Genomic DNA, 17,776 nt, shown 5'->3' with positions numbered 1-17,776 from the left:
ATTATTCTCCTTTGACTGCCAGGGCGACAAGCCTCGGGCCGCGCCCTCCTTTTGAAAAGTCCAGCCTGTCGCGGAAAGAAAGCGGCTTGAACCCGGCTTTCACCAGCAGCGCGCTTAAAGTCCGCGCGTTGTAAAGGCGCAGCGTGAATTGCCGCTCCACGGGCTTTTGACCGGGGCGGATATAAACCATGCGCGTGCGGATTATGTCTCGCCGGGCGTCAAAATCCCGCTCCTCAAGCTCATAGACGCCGTCTTCCCGGAGATGCCAGTCGCGCGGGGATTTGGAATCGGCCACAAAATCGCGGTCTATGACATCAATCAGCAGCTTGCCGCCGGGGCGCAGCGCTTTGGCCATGGAGTTGAGCGCGCGCATATTGCCGGCCTGGTCAAAATAGCCGAAGCTGGTGAACATGTTCACGGTGGCGTCAAATTCCCCGTCAAAGGGCATGGCGCGCATGTCGCCCCTGATAAAATTTATGTCCAGCCCCAGCTTTTCCGCGCGGGCGCGGGCCTGTCCCAGATAGGGCTTGCAGAAATCCAGCCCGGTAACGCGCATTCCCCTGCGCGCCATTTCAATGCTGTGCCTGCCGGGGCCGCAGCACACGTCCAGAATGCGCCAGCCCTTTTCCGCGCCCAGCGTTTTCAGCGCAAAGGCGGCCTCGCCCCCGGCTTTGGCGATTGCGGCGGGGGTGGCGGGGGTGTAGAGCTTCGGGTCAAAATACTTTTTTTGCCAGTTTCGCATTGCGTTTCTTTTTCATCAGCCGGAGCTGCTCCGTGTCCATCCCGGTGCGCCCGAACTGGACATGCTCTATCCCGCAGTCCGGGAAGATATAGCTGGCGCGTTTTACGCCTTTGGGGTCGCGCTCCAGCCCCAGCCAGACAAGCCAGGGCCGCATGTCCGAAAAATCCTTTTCCAGCAGTTCCGGCGCGGCGTTGAGCAGCGCCTCGCGCGGCGCGAAACCGTCGGTAACCGCCGCCGTGTGGTAGCCGCCTTCCTTGCCGGCAGACACGTCTTTTGGCGTGTCGCCTATTACATAGATCTGAGCGGGGGCTATCTTTGTTCCCGCCAGCTTTTCCGCGCGGCGGACGGCGGCTTTGAGCATTTCAAGCCGGGTGAACCCGTCGCAGCCGAAGCCGCCGCATTCAAAATGCCCCGCCAGGCCCGATGGCCCCAGCTTCAGATACGCGCCGCCTTTGAGGTTGCCGGTTCCCAGCGCAACCATCACGCCGCGCTTTTTAAGCTCGGCCAGAAATCTGTCTATGCCCGGCAGCTTGAAATACCGCTTTTCCCGCGCGGCTTTTTCAACCTCCGCCGGCAGCAGCGAAAGGTAGGTTTTGGAGATTAACGCTATGTCCCGCGCGGAGGCTTTCCTGCCGCGGGCAACCGTGTATGCGCTGCTGAAATTCTGCTTGTCGGTGCAGCCTTCAAGCGATATTCCGGCGCAGACATTGTCCCTGCCGTAGAGTTTCTTGACGGCGGCGTTGAGCGCCAGCCTGCCGCAGCCGCCGGCCCGAACCAGTGTCCCGTCCAGATCAAACAGCGCCAGTTTGGGCATGATGCACAAGCTCCTTGAAGTATTGGCCGCGATGCTCGAAATCCCTGAACTGGTCAAAAGACGCGCACGCCGGCGAAAAAAGCAGTATGTCGCCCGGTTTTGCCAGTTCCAGACAGCTGGCGACGGCGGAATCCACGGTGCCGCAGTTGAGTATGGGCGCGGAGCCTTCCAGTTCCGCCGCTATTTTGGGGGCGTCGGCGCCTATGGCAAGAATGGTTTTAACGGAGCGTTTTATCTGCGGCATAAGCGGCGCGTAGGGCGCCCCTTTGCCCAGCCCGCCCAGCACCAGCCAGATGTTTTTTTCTCCGGAGGCCAGCGCCTTGAGCGCGACCAGCGCGGAATCCACGTTTGTCGCCTTGGAATCGTTTATGCAGCGCACGCCGCCGGCCTGGCCGCAGTCCTCCAGCCGGTGCTCCACCGCCTTGAAGGCGGCGAAAGCCTTTTCCACGGACGCGGCGGCAACTCCCCTTCCCAGCGCCATAAGCCCCGCCGTCAGCGCGTTTTCCATGTTATGAATGCCCGGCAGTTTCGGCGGCGCGATTTTGCAGGTTTTGCCGTTAACATCAAACCGCAGGAGGCCTTTTTCCAGAAAGCCGTTGACCGCGGCCTCCGCCCTGCCGCTTGCGAAAAAGAGTTTTTCAGACGGGCATTCCCCGGACAGCTTCACGCAATGCCTGTCCAGCGCGTTGAAAACGCAGACCGCGTCTTTCTGCTGCTGCCTGAAAACTTTCCCCTTGGCGGAGATATAATTCACCATCCCGCCGTGATGCTCCATATGGTCCGGCGTTATGTTGGTTATGCAGGCCGCCTGCGGCGAGAACCACGCGCTGTCCTCCAACTGGTAGCTGGAAACCTCCAGCGCGAGGAAATCTCCCTGCTCCGGCCTCATTTCGGACAGCGGAATGCCTATGTTTCCTGCGGTATGCGCCCTGTTGCCGCGCAGTTTCGCCTCTTCCTCCAGTATCGCGCCCAGAAGGGCGGTTACGGTGGTTTTGCCGTTTGTGCCGGTTACGGCAAACACCTCGCAGCGCGGCAGCAGCGCCAGCGCTATTTCCATCTCGCTGAACACGGGGATGGAGACGGAGCGCAGCCTCTGCAGCGCCTCCGCATCCGGGGTGAGGCCGGGGCTTTTGACGGCAAAGGCGCAGCAGAGCATCTTGTCGCTGTGGCCGCCGAATTCGGCCTCCGCCCCCGCGGGCAGCTCCGGCGGGGAGGCGAAGGCGGAAAGCGGCCTGCGCTCGCTGGCAAAGACGCCAAACCCCTGCTCCGCAAGCAGTTTCGCGCAGGCCAGGCCGGACTTGCCGCAGCCCAGCACGCAGCCGGGTTTTCCCGCGAAAACGGAACGGGAGAATTTCATTTCAAAGCCTCCAGCGCGGTGTCGTAATCGTTGTATTCCACCGGGCCGGAGGCAAGGACCTGGCATCTCTCGTGCCCCTTGCCGGCCAGCAGCACTATATCGCCTTTCCGGGCGGATTTGAGCGCCTGGCGCACGGCCTCCCGCCTGTCCGGTATGACGGTGTAATTGTTAAGCCCGGCGGCTTTTACGCCGGCCTCTATATCGGAGAAAATCTGGTCCGGCGGCTCGCGCCGGGGATTGTCGGAGGTGATGAAAGCCCGCGCGCAGACGGAGCAGACCGCAACCCCCATGGGGCCGCGCTTGGTGCGGTCGCGCTCGCCGCCGCAGCCGAACACAGTGTAGATTTTGCCGGAAGACTGCTTTTTCAAAGCCGCCAGCACGGCGGAAAGCGCGCTTTCGGTGTGCGCAAAATCAACAAAAACCCTGAAGTCCTGCCCGGCGCGCACCGCCTCCATCCTGCCGGGGACGCGCTGCAGCGCGGCCAGGCCGTTGAGGATGGCGTCCATCGGTATCCCGCGCCCGGCGGCGCAGGCCGTGGCGGCCAGCGCATTGAGAATGTTGTAAATCCCCCATATGCTCAGCCGCGCCTGCGTCCTGCCCTGCGGCGAGACGAGGGTGAATTCAGTCCCGTCCAGCCCGGCGCGGATGTCTTGCGCCCGCCAGTCGCGCGCCGCGCCCAGCCCGAAAAATACCGGCTTTACCGCCGGGGAAAGCGCGGTTTTCAGGCTCCAGCCGGCGGGGTCGTCGCCGTTGATTACGGCCAGCCGCCCCGGCTTTGCGTTTTCCGGCGCGGAGAGCATCTCAAAAAGTTTGCGCTTGGCGGCGAGGTAATCCCCGCGCGTGAGGTGGAAATCCAGATGGTCCTGGGCCAGGTTTGTGAACACGGCGCAGTCAAAGAGAATGCCGTCCACCCGTTTGAGCGCCAGCGCGTGGGAGGAGACTTCCATGATGGCCGTCCGCGCGCCGCGCTGCTCTGTCAGCGCAAGCAGTTTCTGCAAAGTCAGCGCATGCGGCGTGGTGTTGACCGAGCCGCTTATTATCTCGCCGCCTATGCGGTAATTGATCGTGCCGGTAACGCCGGATTTTTTGCCCGCGGCGTTCCATATGGATTCCAGCAGGTAGGTGGTGGTGGTTTTGCCGTTTGTTCCGGTTACGCCGATTACTTCCAGCGCGGCGGAGGGCCGCTTGTAAAATGCGTTCACGCAGGCCGCCAGCGCGGCGTTGATGTCGGGCGTTTTTATAAAGGGCAGCCGCCCGCCGTCCATGCCGGAGGCGCCGCCGGTAACCACCGCGCGCGCCCCGCGGGAGACGGCCTCGGCTATATAAAGGTGTCCGTCCGTATTCGCGCCGGAGAAGGCGAAAAACACGTCGCCCGGCTTTACATCGCGCGAATCCACCGCTATGCCGGAAACGTCCAGCCCTTCCGGCAGCGGCCCGGCCTCCACGCCCCTGAACAGTTCTGTTATAAGCATTAGATGCTCCAATTATACAAAAAGGCGCGCCGCTATCGGCGCGCCGCGGCGCGGAAAATGCGCTATAATGAAACCACTATGAAGAGTTTAACACTGGCGGCGCTGCTGGCCGTTTGCGGGCCGGCTTTCGCCGCGGAAGAAAAACCCGTCCCCAAACCGGCCATAAGCGCCGAGGATACGGCCCTTGCCCGCAAAAACGGGGTGCACGAGGCCATACTGAAGCTGGCAAAGGAAAGGAAAATCCCGGAATCCGAGCTGCCCGCGTTTTATTCGGCGCAGGCAAAGGCCGCCTCGCAATGGTTTGACCAGTACATGAAAACCGCCGAAAGCGCGGCGCAGAACACCGGCTCCGCAATACAGGAATGGACGGCGAAGACCTCCTCCTCCCCCGCGGACGCGGACGCCTGGTTTTTCCGCGCCGTAACCGAGGAGCGCATGGGCGATCTGCGCGCCGCGGAGGAAAGCTACGGCAAATCGCTGGCCGCGGACCCCAAAGGCCGCTGGGGCATGGCGTATTACCTGCGCGCGCTGGTGCGCAAGGATTTGGAGGACCCCTCCGGCGCAGCCTCCGACCTGGACGCGGCGATAGACATCGCGCCGGGCAACCCCTATTTCCACTATGCGCGCGCATCGCTGGGGGTGGAGCAGGGCAACTACACCGACGCCGCGCGGGATATGCACAGCTTTTTCTCGGTCTGCGAGGATTCGGCGGCGGCGCAAACCGTGGCGCAGAGCATGGAATGCGAGGAGCTGGCCGCCATGGGCTTTAACATAACCGGCTGCGCCCAGGCCACAGGCGAAGGCGCGCGCAAAGCCGCCGCGCCGGAAATCGGATTTGCCCCCTGGGAATACTCCAGCCAAAGCGAGAAAAACGAGATAGCCCTCTACCTCTATGACGCCGTCGGGCTGGCAGTGAACATCGCCGGCTCTGGCGGCGGCGCGGCGCGGGCCGGAACGCTGGCCAAGACGGGGGATACCGCGCTGCTCTCCCTGTCCGATTCCAAAACCTCGCTCAAGGCCGCGCTGAAACTGTACGGCCTGTCGCTTTTCGTGGAGCCGACGGCAAAAGCCTATCTCAAGCACGGCGCCGCGCTGCTGGAGCTGGCGCGCCTGTACCAGCACGATGATTCGCTCAAGCTGGCGGAGGAGGATTTTGACAGGGCGCTTAAGCTGGACCCGAAAGGCGCGGGCGGCTGGGCATTTATGCTGCGCGCGCGCGCCCATGCAGCCGCCGGGCGATACGACGCCGCCGAGGCGGACGCGGACCGCGCCACAGCCGCCGACGGGGAAAACGGCTGTTTTTTCAGGGAAAAGGCCGCCGTGCTGGCAGCGAAAAAAGAATACAAAAAGGCGGCTGAGGCAATGGCTCAATTTATGAAGCTGGCGGCAAAGTCAAAGCAAACCGGCGAGGCGGACGAGTTGTGCAACACGCTTGCCGCAAACGGCGCGCCGGCGGAGGGCTGTTTTGCGCCGCGCCCGCCGGCGGCGCAGGAGGAAAACCCGCTGCCCCCCTGTTCCCTCCCGCTGGAGCCTATCGGCGAGCAGAATTACTGACGCCGTCAAAAGACAGGAGGATAGCGCGGCTTCTGGCGGCGATGTCCTCGTATGCGGCGGCGGGTTCCGCAGTCGCGGCCTCGGCGGGCGGATTCAGATGCGGCAGAATGACCGAGATTTTAATCACATCCTCGCCGCGTCCGCCGTTCTGCGGTTTTATATTGTAAACGTTGCAATCGCCGTTTGAGGCGAAATCCGAATCCCCGCGCACCACTATCCCCTCAACAAGCCCGGTTTTCAGGTTGAACACCATGGAGCCGGAATTGCCGCCGAACGAATCCAGATTCGCCGTGAAGAACACGGGGCTGGAGGCGTCCCGCACAGCCGCCCCGGCGGCGATTTTAAGCGGCAGGCCGGACGGATAGCCTATAACCCCCACGCCGTTGCCGGCGGACACTCCCTTTCCCCGGTTCAGCGGAACGGGAGCGCGGTTTCGGACCGGCCTGTCCAGCCGCAAAAGCGCGTAATCGCTGGTTCTGGAGCCTATGCCGGGAAAACCGCGCGCTATCACGCCCGCGCAGCGGTATACATCGGCGGGATCGGCTTTGCCGGGCGGGGCGCCGGGGCTTTTCAGCGCATAGCCGAATACGAATTTGATGTCCGCGCATTCGGGAACATCCAGCCCGTTGGTGGAACTGTCGCCGACGCTGAGGCAGTGGCCCGCCGTCATTATAACATCCGGCGCCACAAGCGAGCCGGAGCAGTAGGAGCCCGCCGGCTGCTCGCCGAAACGTTGCCCGGAGCAGAGATTGTGCCGCGAGGCCAGCGTTTCCAGCGAAAGCGTCCCGTCGGGGGCGACCTTGTCCGCCTTGAACAGCGCGGCGGTGGAGTCCGCCAGCGCGCGCCATTCGGGGGAGGCGGTGTAATAATCAACGCGGTCGTCTTCACCGTAGATGACCTTGTCCCGCGCGAAGGCGCGGTTTCCGAGGCAAACCAGCAGAAGGCAGACGGCGGTTTTCACAATCGTATTCTCCTGCCGGAGATTCTGGCATAGGCATAGGCGGCGGCCAGCAGCAGCAGGTCCGCCAACGTTATAGCCGCGCCTGCGGGGATATTGAGCGCGAAAGCCGCCAGTATTCCGCCAACCGCGCCCGCCGCCGCGATTATGCAGGCCAGCGCGATTGCCGTTTTGAACCCGCGCGCCACCAGCAGCGCCGCGCTGGCTGGGATTACAATCAAAGCCGGTGTCAGCATCACGCCGGCCACCTTTACCGCCGCCACTATCTGCCCCGCCGCCACAGCCGCGAACATCGCGTTTAGCGCGCCGGTTTTAACGCCCAGCACCCGGGCCTGCTCGCCCTCAAATGCGGCGCAGACAAGCTCGTTATAGAAAACCGCTATCATGCCCAGCGCCGCCGCCGTCATCGCCGCCGCGGCGGCCAGTTCCGCGCCGGTAACGGTCAATACGCTGCCGAAGAGGTATGTCATCAGCCCGGAATTGAAGCCGCCCGCCGCGCTGGATATGGCCGCCGCCGCAGCCACCCCCGCCGCGCCGGCTATGCCTATGGCCGCGTCGCCCGACATCTTCGTCTTTTCGGAAAGCCGGAAAATCCAGTGGGAGCAGATTACCGCGAAAACCGCCGCCGCCGCAAACGGGTTCACCCCCGCCAGCAGCCCCGCCGCCACCCCCGCGAAGCTGGCATGCGCCAGCCCGTCGCCCAGCAGCGAAAGCCGCCGCAGCACCAGAAAAACGCCCAGCGCCGCGCAGCCGGCGGACACCAGCGCCGCCGCCAGCAGCGCGCGCTGGGCAAAACCCATGCTTAAAATATCAATGGTCATGCCTGTGGCATATCACATGCTGCGAGAAGGGGCCGAAAAATTCGGACACCGTCTCGGAGCGGCAGAATTCCTCGCGCGTGCCGTGGAATACCAGGCGCGAGTCCACCATCATCAGCCGGGCGGCGTACCTGCCGGCCTCGGCCATGTCGTGGGTTACCAGTATTATGGTGGTTTTGCCGCCGGAATTAAGCCGCGACAGCAGCTCGTAAAACCCCCGGCGGCTTTTGGGGTCCAGCGCGGCGCCCGGCTCGTCCAGCAGCAGCAGCCGGGGAGAATTCACCAGCGCCCGCGCCAGAAAAGCGCGCTGCTGCTGCCCGCCGGAAACCTCGCCGATAAGCTTGTCCGCCGAGTCTGCCAGGCGGACGCTTTCCAGCGCGGCCTCCACGGCGGCATTGTCGGTTTTTGAGGCGAAGCGCGGGAATTTCCTGCGCGCGATAAGGCCCATCGCCACCACCTCGCGCACAGTGAGCGGGAAATTGCCGTAAACCGCGCCGCGGGCCTGCGGCAGATACCCCACCGCCGCCCAGTCAGAAAATTTCTCCGCCGGGACGCCGAACAGAAAAGCCGCGCCGGCGGAGGGTTTTTCCAGCCCCAGCAGCGCGCGCATAAGCGTGGTCTTGCCGGAGCCGTTGGGGCCCATCACTGCCGTAAAATCGCCCTCGTTTATGGCAAAAGAAACGTTCTCAAGCGCGTTTTCGCCGCCGTAGCTTACGGTGAGGTTTTCGGCGGAGGCTATTTGCATTCAAGCCCCTGCGCCAGATTTTTAAGGTTGCCTTCCATGAGCGAGAGATAATCCGCCCCGCCGGCATACTGCGCGGGTGTTATTTCGTGCAGCGGGTTAAGCGGAATTATGTCCGCCCCCGCTTCTTTGGCTATGGTCCTGGCCGGCGCGGCGGCGGAAAGTTCCTCGTAGAATACGGCTTTCATCCCCGCGCCTTTCGCGGCGGCGGCCAGCGCGGACATGCGGGCGGCGGGCGGCTCCGCGCCCGGCTCCGAGCCGCCCAGCGCGTAATAGCCCAGCCCGTAGCGCGCCGCCAGATAGCCGAAGCTGGCATGGCCCGCGTATATTATTGTCCTGTATTTGCAGGAGGACAGCGCCGTTTTATACTCCGCGTCCAGTTCCGAGAGGCGGCTGCGGAACCGGGACAGGTTTTCCCTGTAATAATCGCGGTTCTGCGGCGCGGCGCGTTCCAGCACGGCGGCGGCGTTTTGCGCCATCACGGCGGCATTGCCTAAATCCAGCCAGTAATGCGGGTCCGGGCCGGCGCCGGAATTAATAAATTTAACCCCCGCGCTCAAATCCGCAAATGTCATCTCGGAGCCGCCCACGGCGGCGGCGAATTTGCCGGCCCACGGCTCCATCACATTGCCGGCGCAGGCGAAAATGCGGGAGGAGGCCATTCTGACCACGTCCTGCGGGCGGGGCTCATACTCGTGCGCGTCGGAGCCGGGCGGGACAAGCAGAAATGCCGACACCCTGTCCCCGCCCACCGCCTTCATGACGGAGTATACGGGGAATATGGTCGCGGCGCAGGAAATATCGTTGCGCGCCGGCGGTTTGGCGCAGCCTGCCAGAACAAGCGCGGCGGCGGGAAGCAGTTTTTTCAAATGATTCCCAGTTCCTTGCCGGCTTTTTTATAGGCGGCGACGGCTTTTTCCAGATCCGCCTGAGTATGCCCGGCGGTAACGATGTTGCGCAGCCGTTCCTTGCCTTTAGGCACTGTCGGAAACCCTATGGCCAGCGCGAAAACTCCGTTTTCAAAAATTTTTTTGCTGAGGGTTTTGGCCTTGTCCGTGCCTCCGGCCATGACGGGGACTATGGGCGTTTCGCTTTTGCCGGTGTCAAAGCCGGCTTTTTTAAGCTCTTCCTTGAAAAACCGCGTGTTATCCCACAGCCGCGCCAGCAATTGCGGCTCGCTGTAGAGAATATCCAGCCCGGCGATGCAGGTGGCCGCCACCGACGGCGGATGGGAACTGGAAAACAGAAACGGCCTTGCCGTGGACACCATGTAATCGCGCAGCCGGTTTGTGGACGCCGCATAGCCGCCCACGGCGGCAAAAGCCTTGGAGAGCGTGCCGATTTGTATGTCCACTCTGCCCTCAAGCCCGAAATGGCTGACGGTGCCGCGCCCCTGCTTGCCCAGGACGCCGCTGGCGTGCGCGTCGTCCACCATAAGGACGGCGTCGTATTTTTCGCAGAGGGCGGTTATCTCCGGCAGGGGGGCGATGTCGCCGTCCATGCTGAAGACGCCGTCTGTAACCACCAGCCTGCGCCGCGCCGCGCGCGATTCGGGGGATTCCAATATCTGTTGCAGCGCGTTCATGTCCTTGTGCGGATAGATTTTGCGCGGCGATTTGGCCAGCCGCGCGCCGTCTATGATGGAGGCGTGGTTAAGCTCGTCGGAAATCAGCAGGTCCCGCTCGCTTGTCATCAGGCTCTGGCAGACGGCCACATTGGTTGTGAAACCCGATTGCAAAAGCAGCGCGGCCTCCGTCCCCTTGAACTCGGCGAAACGTTTTTCCAGCTCGGTGTGAATGCCCATGGTGCCGATGATGGTGCGCACTGCGGCTGTTCCCGCGCCCCAGCGCTCTATGGCGGCTATGGCGGCGGCTTTTATTTTAGGGTGGTTGGCGAGGCAGAGATAATTGTTGGAAGTCAGATTCACCACCCGCCGCCCGTTTATTTCGGCCACGGCGTCCTGCGGGGACGCAAGCTCGTTGAGCGTTATGAAACGCCCCTGCTCTTTGAGGTTTTTAATCTCCTCGTCCAGAAAAGAAAGGCGGTCCGCAGTCTTGTTCACGGTTGTCATAAAGTGCCTCCTGAAAGGAGCCGGCGCGGGTTTGTCCCGCCGCGAATGCGCGGCACAAAGCCCTGCGGCAATTGCATTCTACAAATTTGCCGCCCCGCTATTCGCCGCCTGTCAAAGTGCGGAGAATGAGTCTATTATTTCGCGGCGGGTTTGCGCCGCTCGGCCAGGGATTTCTCTATGCGCTCCAGCAGCTCCGCCGGATAGAGCCTGCCGGCCAGCGATTTCCTGGCCTCCAGCCCCATCGCCTCAAACCGGGCGACAACTTCGGGTCCGGCGGGCTCGGTTATGGCGATTTTCTGCTTTTTCAGGGTAGCCTCGGCGGATTTGTTGTCGCGCCTGCTCTGCTCCGTCAGCTGGGCGAAATGCCGCGCGCCCAGCTCCAGCAGCGTTTTTTTGTCCTCCGGCGAAAGCCGGTCAAAAGCCTTTTTGGACACCAGCACCGCGCCGGCGGCATTGGCTATCGGCAGGGCGAACATGTATTTCACCCGCAGGAACCATTGCAGCGCCACCACCGAAAGCGGTGAGCCGTAAACCCCGTTTATCAGCCCGGTCTGCAGCGAGGTCATAACATCGGTGATTGAAAGCGGCACGGGGGACACATTCATCGCCTTGAACGCGGCGGCGGCGATGGGGTCGCCCTCCCATATCCACATCTTTGTTTTTTTAAGGTCCTCGGGCGCGCGCACCGGCTCGTTTGTGAACATGTGGACAAAACCCACATCCGCCCAGCCAAGCAGCACAAAACCGCCGTCTTCCAGGTACTTGCGGAACTCGGCGTCATACAGTTTGTTGATATAGTCAACTTCCGCGGACGATTTGAACAGGAAAGGCGAATCCATGACGCGCAGCTTCGGCGCGGCCTCGCCTATGCCCACGCCGGTGAAGCCGCCGGCATGAAGCTGGCCCAGCCGGATTTTGCGCAGCACATCCTTCTCGTCGCCCTGTACCCCGCCGGCGTACATGCGGAATTTGACCCGTCCGGCGGTGGCTTTTTCCGCGTCGGCGGCAAAGCCGCCCATCTCCTTCATCCAGGTGGAGCCTTCCGGCGCCAGAGTGGCGAACTTTATGACGGTCTGGGCCTGCGCCGGAACGGCCAGCGCGGCGGCTATAAGCGCAATCTTAAAACAGGTCATCTTTTTTCTCCAGTAATTTCCGGGCTTTGGTTTTTGCGACGGTGTTGGCCAGCCGCTGCTGCGGCAGCCTGTCGTATGCGTCCAGCACCTCTTTAAGCAGCCTGTCAAACAGTTCCGCGTCCTGGACGCGCACGGCATATGTTTTGGCGTAGGCGAATTTGTTCGGCAGGAAATCCGCCCCCGGGCCGGAAAGCGCGGCCTCAAAATGCCGGCGCGCCTGCGCCGGGTCGCCGCCGAACATGGGCGGCCTGGCGGCCAGCAGCGCGCCTTTGAGCGCATGCGCGCCGTTGTAGTAATACGAAGGGTCGGCCTCCAATACCGCGTCCAGCAGCGCGTCTATGCGGGAGATGTCGGCTATGGCGTCGGTATCGTCCAGATTAAGCTGGGCGTATCCCGCGCGGCAGAAGCCGTTCCAGAAAGCCGCCGGCGCGTCCGCCGCGCGCAGCGGTTTTTTCAGAAAATCCCCTTCCGGCGCTATTATGCCGCGCGCGGCCAGAATCCGGCGCGAAAACTCCTCCCCCCGCTTGTAAAACAGCGAGGCCCGCTTCGGGTCGGCATCCTCCGCGAACATAAAGGCGTAGCCGCAGTACCCCTGCGCCAGGGTTTCCAGAATGCCGCTGTTTTGCGGGTCGCTTTGCAGCACGGCCTCCGTCAGCTTGACGGAGGAAAGCAGGGTCTCCCGCGCGGTCTGCTCGTCGCCGTCTTCCAGATAGACGGGCATTCCGCGCCGGATAATATCGCCGGTCTGCCTTGCGGCTATGCGGTTGAGCGAGCAGCCGCACAGCGCCGCCGCCAGAGCCATAAAAACAGCTATGCGCATGTCATCTCCCTGTTTCCCCGAGCAGCCGGCTGAAAGTCTCAAGCCCGGCGCGGAATTTGGCCGAGGATTCCATTTCCTCCGCCGGTTTCGGGAAGCGGTATGTCCAGTTATGCGGGCCGACCGTGCCGGGGATGTTTATGCGCCCCTCCAGCCCGAACACATCCTGCGCCAGCACCACCGCGGTATCGGAACCCGCCGCGAAAATCCGTTTCAGCAGTTTTTTCCGCGCCCCCGCGGAAAATGCCGCAGGCGCGGCGGATTTCCCGCCGGAGAGCATGTCCCAAAGTTTCGCCTTCTCATCCTGCGGCATGGTTTGCCACCATTGGCGCAGTGTGTCGGTGTCATGCGTGGCGGAGGCCGCCAGCGATACCGGCGGGTACGATTCCGGCTTCAGGAAAGAGCCGTCCGCGCCGCGCTCCCAGCGCAGCACTTTGTAGCCCGGAATGTCCAGGCGGGCCATGGTTTCGCGCGCGAACGGGGGGATTACGCCCAAATCCTCCGCCACCGGGAATCCGGGCGCGGCCTCCTCCCGCACCATTGTAAGGAAACGCCCGCCCCGGCGCTGCTGGGCGGCCTCGTCCTCAATGTCAAAATGCGGTTTTTGCGCTCGGTCCTTCGGCGCGACCCAGGTGCGGAAAAAGCCTATCACATGATCCAGCCGGAAAATGTCGTAAATCTCGCGGGCGCGCCTTATGCGCGCGCGCCACCATTTGAAATCGTCCGCCTCCATTTCCGGCCAGCGGTAAGCCGGCAGCCCCCAGAACTGCCCCTCTGCGGAGAACTGGTCCGGCGGCGCGCCGATTTCGGAATTTATGTCAAAAACCCCGGGATGCGACCAGACATCCGCGCTTTCCTGGCTGACCATGAAAGGCAGGTCGCCGAACAGCAATACCCCGGCTTCGGAGCAGGCCCGGCGCGCGGCGCGCAACTGCGAATCCGCCAGCCATTGAAGATATTCAAAAAATTCTATCTGCTCCGAATTCCTTGCCCGGAAGGCGGACAATGCCGCCTCGTCGCGGTTTTTAAGGCCGTCCTCCCACTGCGTCCACGAGGACCAGCCGAAAACGTCCTTTGCCGCGCGGAAAAGCGCGTAATCCTCCAGCCACCAGCCGGAACGCCGCCTGAACTCCGCAAATTCCGCGCCGCGCGCGCCGCCGCGCCCCTGCGGGCTGTTCTGAAAATGGCGGAAGCCTTCCCATAGTATCTTGTATTTCAGGGTTTTGACGCGGGCATAATCAACCGCCGCGCTTTTGTTGAGCGCGCGCAGCTCCGCTTTGGTCTTGCGGGAATTCAGGATTTTACGCGTGGCGCCGCATTGCAGCACATCCTCAACCGAGGAAACGTCTATATATGCAGGCTCCAGCGCGAAGGCGGTCAGCGCGGTGTAGGGGCATTCCTGCTCCGGGGGCATTTCATGCACCGGCAGTATCTGTATGATTTTCGCGCCGTGCCGCCCGGCCAGCCGCGCCCACAGCGCCAGCGAGGAAAAGTCGCCCGTCCCCCAGTCCGAGGACGAGCGCATGGAGAAAAGCGGCAGCAGAATTCCGGCCCGGCGCGCGTTCACTTGACGGCGACGGCCTCTATCTCCACCATCGCGCCCCTGGGAAGGGCGGCGACCTGCACGGTGGTGCGCGCCGGATAATTGGATTTGAAAACCTTGCCGTAAACCTCGTTCATATCGGCAAAATCGGTCAGATTGGTCAGGAAAACCGTTGTTTTGACTATGTTTTCCAGCCCCATGCCGGCGGCCTTAAGCGTGTTGTCTAGGTTTTCCATCACTTTTTCGGTCTGGGTTTTTATGTCGCCGCCGGCCAGCTGGCCGGTAACCGCATCCAGCGGCAGCACGCCGGAAGTGTAGACCGTGCCGCCCGCGTGTATCGCGTGGGAATACGGCCCCACCGCCTTGGGAATGGCTTCGGAAACGATGATTTTTTTCTCCATGAAATCCTCCTGAGCGGGTTACGCGGAGCGGCTTTTGATAAAGAACTCTGTGGAGCGGTCGTGTTCCCGCTCGGATTTCTCGTCAAAAAAGCAGCCGGGTATCTGGCCCGCCTCGCGGTGATAGGCCACGCAGTCGCAGCACATTCCCCGGTTGGAGCAGGAAGAGTGCGTGCATTTGCATGAAGCCGCGTTCCGGGCTTTTTTACATTCCATACAAACCTCCGGTCATTTAGATGGTATAAACCCCGCCGCGGAAAGTCAATTTCGCCGCCGCGGTCAGCGTCCGCCGGAGAGGCCCAGCGCGGAAATAAAGGCGTCCTCTCTGAAAGGCCGGCCCAGGAAGGCGGCTATCTGTTTGTTCTCGTCCGGCACGCGGCCCGTGGAAAGAATCAGCTTTCTGTAGCTTTCTCCCGTGGCGGGGTCGGTGATGCCGCGCTTTTTGAACACCGAGAAAATATCCGCCGAGATGACCCGCGCCCACAGATAGCCGTAATAGCCCGCGTCGTAGCCGCCCATCAGGTGGCCGAAGGCGGCCTGCGGGTTTGTGCCCTCCGTCATGGGGACCAGCATCGTCTTTTTCTGGAGCGAGCTGTAAATGCCGGTGGTGTCTGGATGCCGGGAGGTGTGATAGGCCATGTCCAGCAGCGACAGAAACACCTGCCGGATATTTATCATGCCCGAGTTTGCGTTGCGGCTGGCTACCAGCCGGGCAATGTCCTCTTCCGGCATTTTCGCTCCGGTTTTGTAATGGGAGGACAGCCGCCTTATTATCTCCGGCTCCCACACCCAGTTTTCCAGCAGGGTGGAGGGGGTTTCCACAAAATCGCGCTGCACCGAAGTGCCGGACAGCGAGGCGTATTTCGCCTTTGTGAAAATGTTGTGCAGCGTGTGGCCGAATTCGTGGAACAGGGTTTCCACCTCGCCGTGGCGCAGCAGCGCGGGCGCGCCCGCGGAAGGCTTTGAGAAATTGCCCACTATCGCCGCCGCCGGGCTGCGGTAGCCGCCGGAGGGTTTTGCCATTCCCTTCCTTAACGGGAAGCAGGCCATGTGCTTGTATTTCCCGTCGCGCGGATAAAGGTCCAGATAGAAATATCCCAGCGGCTCGCCGGCTTTTTCGGCCACAATATAGGCTTTTACGTCTTTGCTCCACGCGGGCAGGTCCGCGGGCTTTATGTTAACATTAAACATGCCGGAGAAAATGTCCAGCATCCCCGCTATGGTCTGTTCGGCGGGGAAGTATTCACGGAGCCTTTCGCTGTCCACGTTGAATTCGGCGCGCTTGCGGAAATTGTCCCAGTAGCGCAGATTCCAGGCGGCCAGCGGCAGGTCCTGCCCGGTCTCTTTCAGGCGCAGCGCGCGCATGGCGGCCAGCTCGTTTTTGGCTTTCGGCTCCAGCTTGCCGGCCAGCCGCTCAAGAAAATCCTCCGCCCGGTCCGGGCGGGCGGCCATCCTGTCTTCCAGCACAAACTCGGCGTGGTTTTTATAGCCCAGCATTTTTGCCAGCCGGTCCCGCAGGCCGAGCGTGTATTCAAGCAGCGCGATATTGCCGGGAACGCAGCGGTTGTTGAATTTGAATTCCAGCGATTTGCGGGCGTCGTCGTCGTGGGCATTGTCCATGAAGGGCAGATAATCCGGGTAGTCCATCGTTATGATGAATTTCCCGTCTGCGGTTCTGGCCAGGCCGTCTGTATAACCCTGCCCCATGCCCGCAAGCTGGGGGGTGGAAACCTCTATGTGGTCCTTGTAATCGCGTATATTTTTGTCAAATTCCAGTTCCAGCGCGACCAGGTTTTTCTTGAGGCGGCGGAACTCCTCCAGCTGCTCCGGCGGCAGGGCCAGGCCGTTGCGCCTGAATTCCAGTAGCAGCCGCTCCATAAGAAATGAGTCTTCCGGCGGCAGGGCGGGGGTTTTGCGGGCGGCGGCGTTCACCGCTTCAAAGAGGTCCTTGCGGGTGAACACATCCACCATGCAGCGGCCCGACTGCTCCTCAAGCTTCGCGGCGGCGTCCCGCGCGGCGGCGTCCTCCGAGACATAAGCCATAAACGTCAGCGGGGTGGTTTCATCCTCAAAATCGGAAAGCGCGTTTTCCAGCGCCAGCGCGGTATCGGCAAAACCGCGCCTGTCTTGTGGCAGGGCGGCTATCGCGTCCAGCCGGGCGGCCAGTTTTTTAAGCGAATCTCCGCCCGCTGCCGTTATCTGCGCGGCGGAGGCGCGGTCAAAAGCCAGCGCATCGGTTTTTGACGGAATATCGCCCGCCGCCGGGCCGGAGGCGGCGATTATTCCGGCGGCCAGAAGTTTGTTCATGGTTTCTCTCCCTGCTCCGCGAACAATTGCCCGCAGGCGCCCTTGATGTCCGCGCCCAGGCTTTTGCGCACCGTGGCCTGCATCCCCATTCCCGTCAGCGCGGCGGCAAAGCGCGTTGCGGCCTCCTCGTCCGGGGCGCCCGCGCCGCAGGGGTTGTGCGGAATCAAATTCACGCAAATGAGATAGCTTTTGTCTATGTCCGTTATCCATTTCACCAGCAGGCGCATATGGCGCGGCGTGTTGTTGACGCCGGGGATGACGGCGTATTCTATGAAAACCTGCCGCCCGGTTTTGCTTATGTATTTCTCCAGCGCGCGCGCCAGAGTCTCAAGCCCGTATTTCTTGTTCATGGGGACGAGGCGGCTGCGCTCCTCCTCGTCCGCGGAATGGAGCGACAGCGCCAGATTAGCCTGCGGCAGGTCCGCGGCCAGCGCCATTATCGCCCCCGCATGGCCGCAGGTGGAAATGGATATGTGCCGCTGGCCTATGCCCAGATACTGCGGGTCGGAAATATCGCCCGCCGCCTTCACCACGGCGGCGTAATTGAGCAGCGGCTCCCCCATTCCCATGAAAACCACTGCGCCCACGCGCTCCCCCGCGCCCTCTTTTTTCAGAAATTGCTGCCAGAAAAGCGGCTGGTCCGTTATTTCCTCCGCCGAAAGGTTGCGGCGGAATCTCATCTTTCCGGTGGCGCATATGGCGCAGCCCACCTCGCAGCCCACCTGGGTGGAGACGCAGACCGTCCACCTGTTTTTCATGGGGGAGAGCAGCACGGTTTCCACCTTCAGCCCGTCGCGCAGCTTCACCAGCGCCTTGAAGCAGTTGCCGGACCTGGAGCGCAGCACGCTCTCCGCCGAGAACGAGAGAATAGGCTGCTCCTCCTCCAGTTTGAGCCGCATGTCCTCCGGCAGCGAGGACACGTCCAGCCACGAGGAGACCGCAGCCGAGAAAACCGCCTGCCTCATCTGCGAGACGCGGTAGCCCGGCAGCCCTTCTTTTTTCGCATATTTCTTGAGAGATTCAAAGTTCATATCGCTCCCGAATAAGCTT

At 62.2% G+C, this 17,776-nt stretch carries 17 protein-coding genes; 1 reads left to right on the top strand and 16 read right to left on the bottom strand.

The window, feature by feature from the left end:
• Position 1: 1 nt before the first annotated feature.
• Genes WC421_00940 through WC421_00925 form a run of 4 tightly spaced genes read right to left on the bottom strand, consistent with a single transcriptional unit; the run spans position 2 to position 4,385 of the window.
• Positions 2 to 742: a class I SAM-dependent methyltransferase gene (locus WC421_00940; protein MFA5160789.1), complete on the bottom strand. Its 741-nt coding sequence runs from the start codon at positions 740 to 742 to the stop codon at positions 2 to 4.
• Positions 714 to 1,556, bottom strand: a complete 843-nt coding sequence (locus WC421_00935; GenBank protein ID MFA5160788.1) for an HAD family hydrolase — start codon at positions 1,554 to 1,556, stop codon at positions 714 to 716. The genes WC421_00940 and WC421_00935 overlap by 29 nt, the downstream gene beginning before the upstream one ends.
• On the bottom strand, positions 1,534 to 2,913 hold the full coding sequence (gene murD, locus WC421_00930; protein MFA5160787.1) for a UDP-N-acetylmuramoyl-L-alanine--D-glutamate ligase: 1,380 nt from the start codon (positions 2,911 to 2,913) through the stop codon (positions 1,534 to 1,536). The genes WC421_00935 and murD overlap by 23 nt, the downstream gene beginning before the upstream one ends.
• Positions 2,910 to 4,385 (bottom strand): UDP-N-acetylmuramoyl-L-alanyl-D-glutamate--2,6-diaminopimelate ligase, encoded by a 1,476-nt coding sequence (locus WC421_00925; protein MFA5160786.1) that lies wholly within the window; start codon positions 4,383 to 4,385, stop codon positions 2,910 to 2,912. The genes murD and WC421_00925 overlap by 4 nt, the downstream gene beginning before the upstream one ends.
• Positions 4,386 to 4,463: 78 nt before the next feature.
• Here WC421_00925 and WC421_00920 point away from each other — a divergent pair, with 78 nt between their 5' ends.
• A complete protein-coding gene (locus WC421_00920) occupies positions 4,464 to 5,939 on the top strand; it encodes a tetratricopeptide repeat protein (protein MFA5160785.1) in 1,476 nt (491 codons plus the stop codon).
• Here the strand turns inward: WC421_00920 and WC421_00915 are convergent.
• The 12 genes from WC421_00915 to rlmN form a co-directional block, all read right to left on the bottom strand.
• On the bottom strand, positions 5,917 to 6,900 hold the full coding sequence (locus tag WC421_00915) for a trypsin-like peptidase domain-containing protein (GenBank protein ID MFA5160784.1): 984 nt from the start codon (positions 6,898 to 6,900) through the stop codon (positions 5,917 to 5,919). The genes WC421_00920 and WC421_00915 overlap by 23 nt on opposite strands.
• Positions 6,897 to 7,718, bottom strand: coding sequence for a metal ABC transporter permease (locus tag WC421_00910; protein ID MFA5160783.1), 822 nt, complete (start codon positions 7,716 to 7,718; stop codon positions 6,897 to 6,899). The genes WC421_00915 and WC421_00910 overlap by 4 nt, the downstream gene beginning before the upstream one ends.
• A complete protein-coding gene (locus tag WC421_00905; protein ID MFA5160782.1) occupies positions 7,708 to 8,460 on the bottom strand; it encodes a metal ABC transporter ATP-binding protein in 753 nt (250 codons plus the stop codon). Before WC421_00905 ends, WC421_00910 begins: the two co-directional genes overlap by 11 nt.
• Positions 8,451 to 9,326 carry a zinc ABC transporter substrate-binding protein gene (locus WC421_00900; GenBank protein ID MFA5160781.1) on the bottom strand — a complete coding sequence of 292 codons (876 nt, stop codon included), beginning with the start codon at positions 9,324 to 9,326 and terminating at the stop codon, positions 8,451 to 8,453. The genes WC421_00905 and WC421_00900 overlap by 10 nt, the downstream gene beginning before the upstream one ends.
• The gene (locus tag WC421_00895) at positions 9,323 to 10,528 is read right to left on the bottom strand and encodes a glycine C-acetyltransferase (GenBank protein MFA5160780.1); all 1,206 of its coding nucleotides are present in this window, start codon (positions 10,526 to 10,528) and stop codon (positions 9,323 to 9,325) included. Before WC421_00895 ends, WC421_00900 begins: the two co-directional genes overlap by 4 nt.
• Before the next feature lie 134 nt (positions 10,529 to 10,662).
• Complete coding sequence (gene dctP / locus WC421_00890) at positions 10,663 to 11,661, bottom strand: TRAP transporter substrate-binding protein DctP (protein ID MFA5160779.1); 999 nt, start codon at positions 11,659 to 11,661, stop codon at positions 10,663 to 10,665.
• A complete protein-coding gene (locus WC421_00885) occupies positions 11,648 to 12,481 on the bottom strand; it encodes a TRAP transporter TatT component family protein (protein MFA5160778.1) in 834 nt (277 codons plus the stop codon). The genes dctP and WC421_00885 overlap by 14 nt, the downstream gene beginning before the upstream one ends.
• Before the next feature lies 1 nt (position 12,482).
• Positions 12,483 to 14,045: a 4-alpha-glucanotransferase gene (gene malQ, locus WC421_00880; GenBank protein MFA5160777.1), complete on the bottom strand. Its 1,563-nt coding sequence runs from the start codon at positions 14,043 to 14,045 to the stop codon at positions 12,483 to 12,485.
• Entirely contained in the window at positions 14,042 to 14,422 is a 381-nt protein-coding gene (locus WC421_00875; GenBank protein MFA5160776.1) for a RidA family protein, read from the bottom strand. Before WC421_00875 ends, malQ begins: the two co-directional genes overlap by 4 nt.
• Before the next feature lie 18 nt (positions 14,423 to 14,440).
• Complete coding sequence (locus tag WC421_00870; GenBank protein MFA5160775.1) at positions 14,441 to 14,635, bottom strand: DUF6485 family protein; 195 nt, start codon at positions 14,633 to 14,635, stop codon at positions 14,441 to 14,443.
• Positions 14,636 to 14,698: 63 nt separating this feature from the next.
• Positions 14,699 to 16,726 (bottom strand): M3 family metallopeptidase, encoded by a 2,028-nt coding sequence (locus WC421_00865; GenBank protein MFA5160774.1) that lies wholly within the window; start codon positions 16,724 to 16,726, stop codon positions 14,699 to 14,701.
• A complete protein-coding gene (gene rlmN / locus WC421_00860; protein ID MFA5160773.1) occupies positions 16,723 to 17,757 on the bottom strand; it encodes a 23S rRNA (adenine(2503)-C(2))-methyltransferase RlmN in 1,035 nt (344 codons plus the stop codon). The genes WC421_00865 and rlmN overlap by 4 nt, the downstream gene beginning before the upstream one ends.
• Positions 17,758 to 17,776: the final 19 nt, after the last annotated feature.

The organism is Elusimicrobiales bacterium, assembly GCA_041651175.1.
Classification (GTDB): Bacteria; Elusimicrobiota; Elusimicrobia; order Elusimicrobiales; family Elusimicrobiaceae; genus JAQTYB01.
Note: the sequence above shows the minus strand (reverse complement) of the source record. Positions and strands in the feature narration are given on the sequence as shown.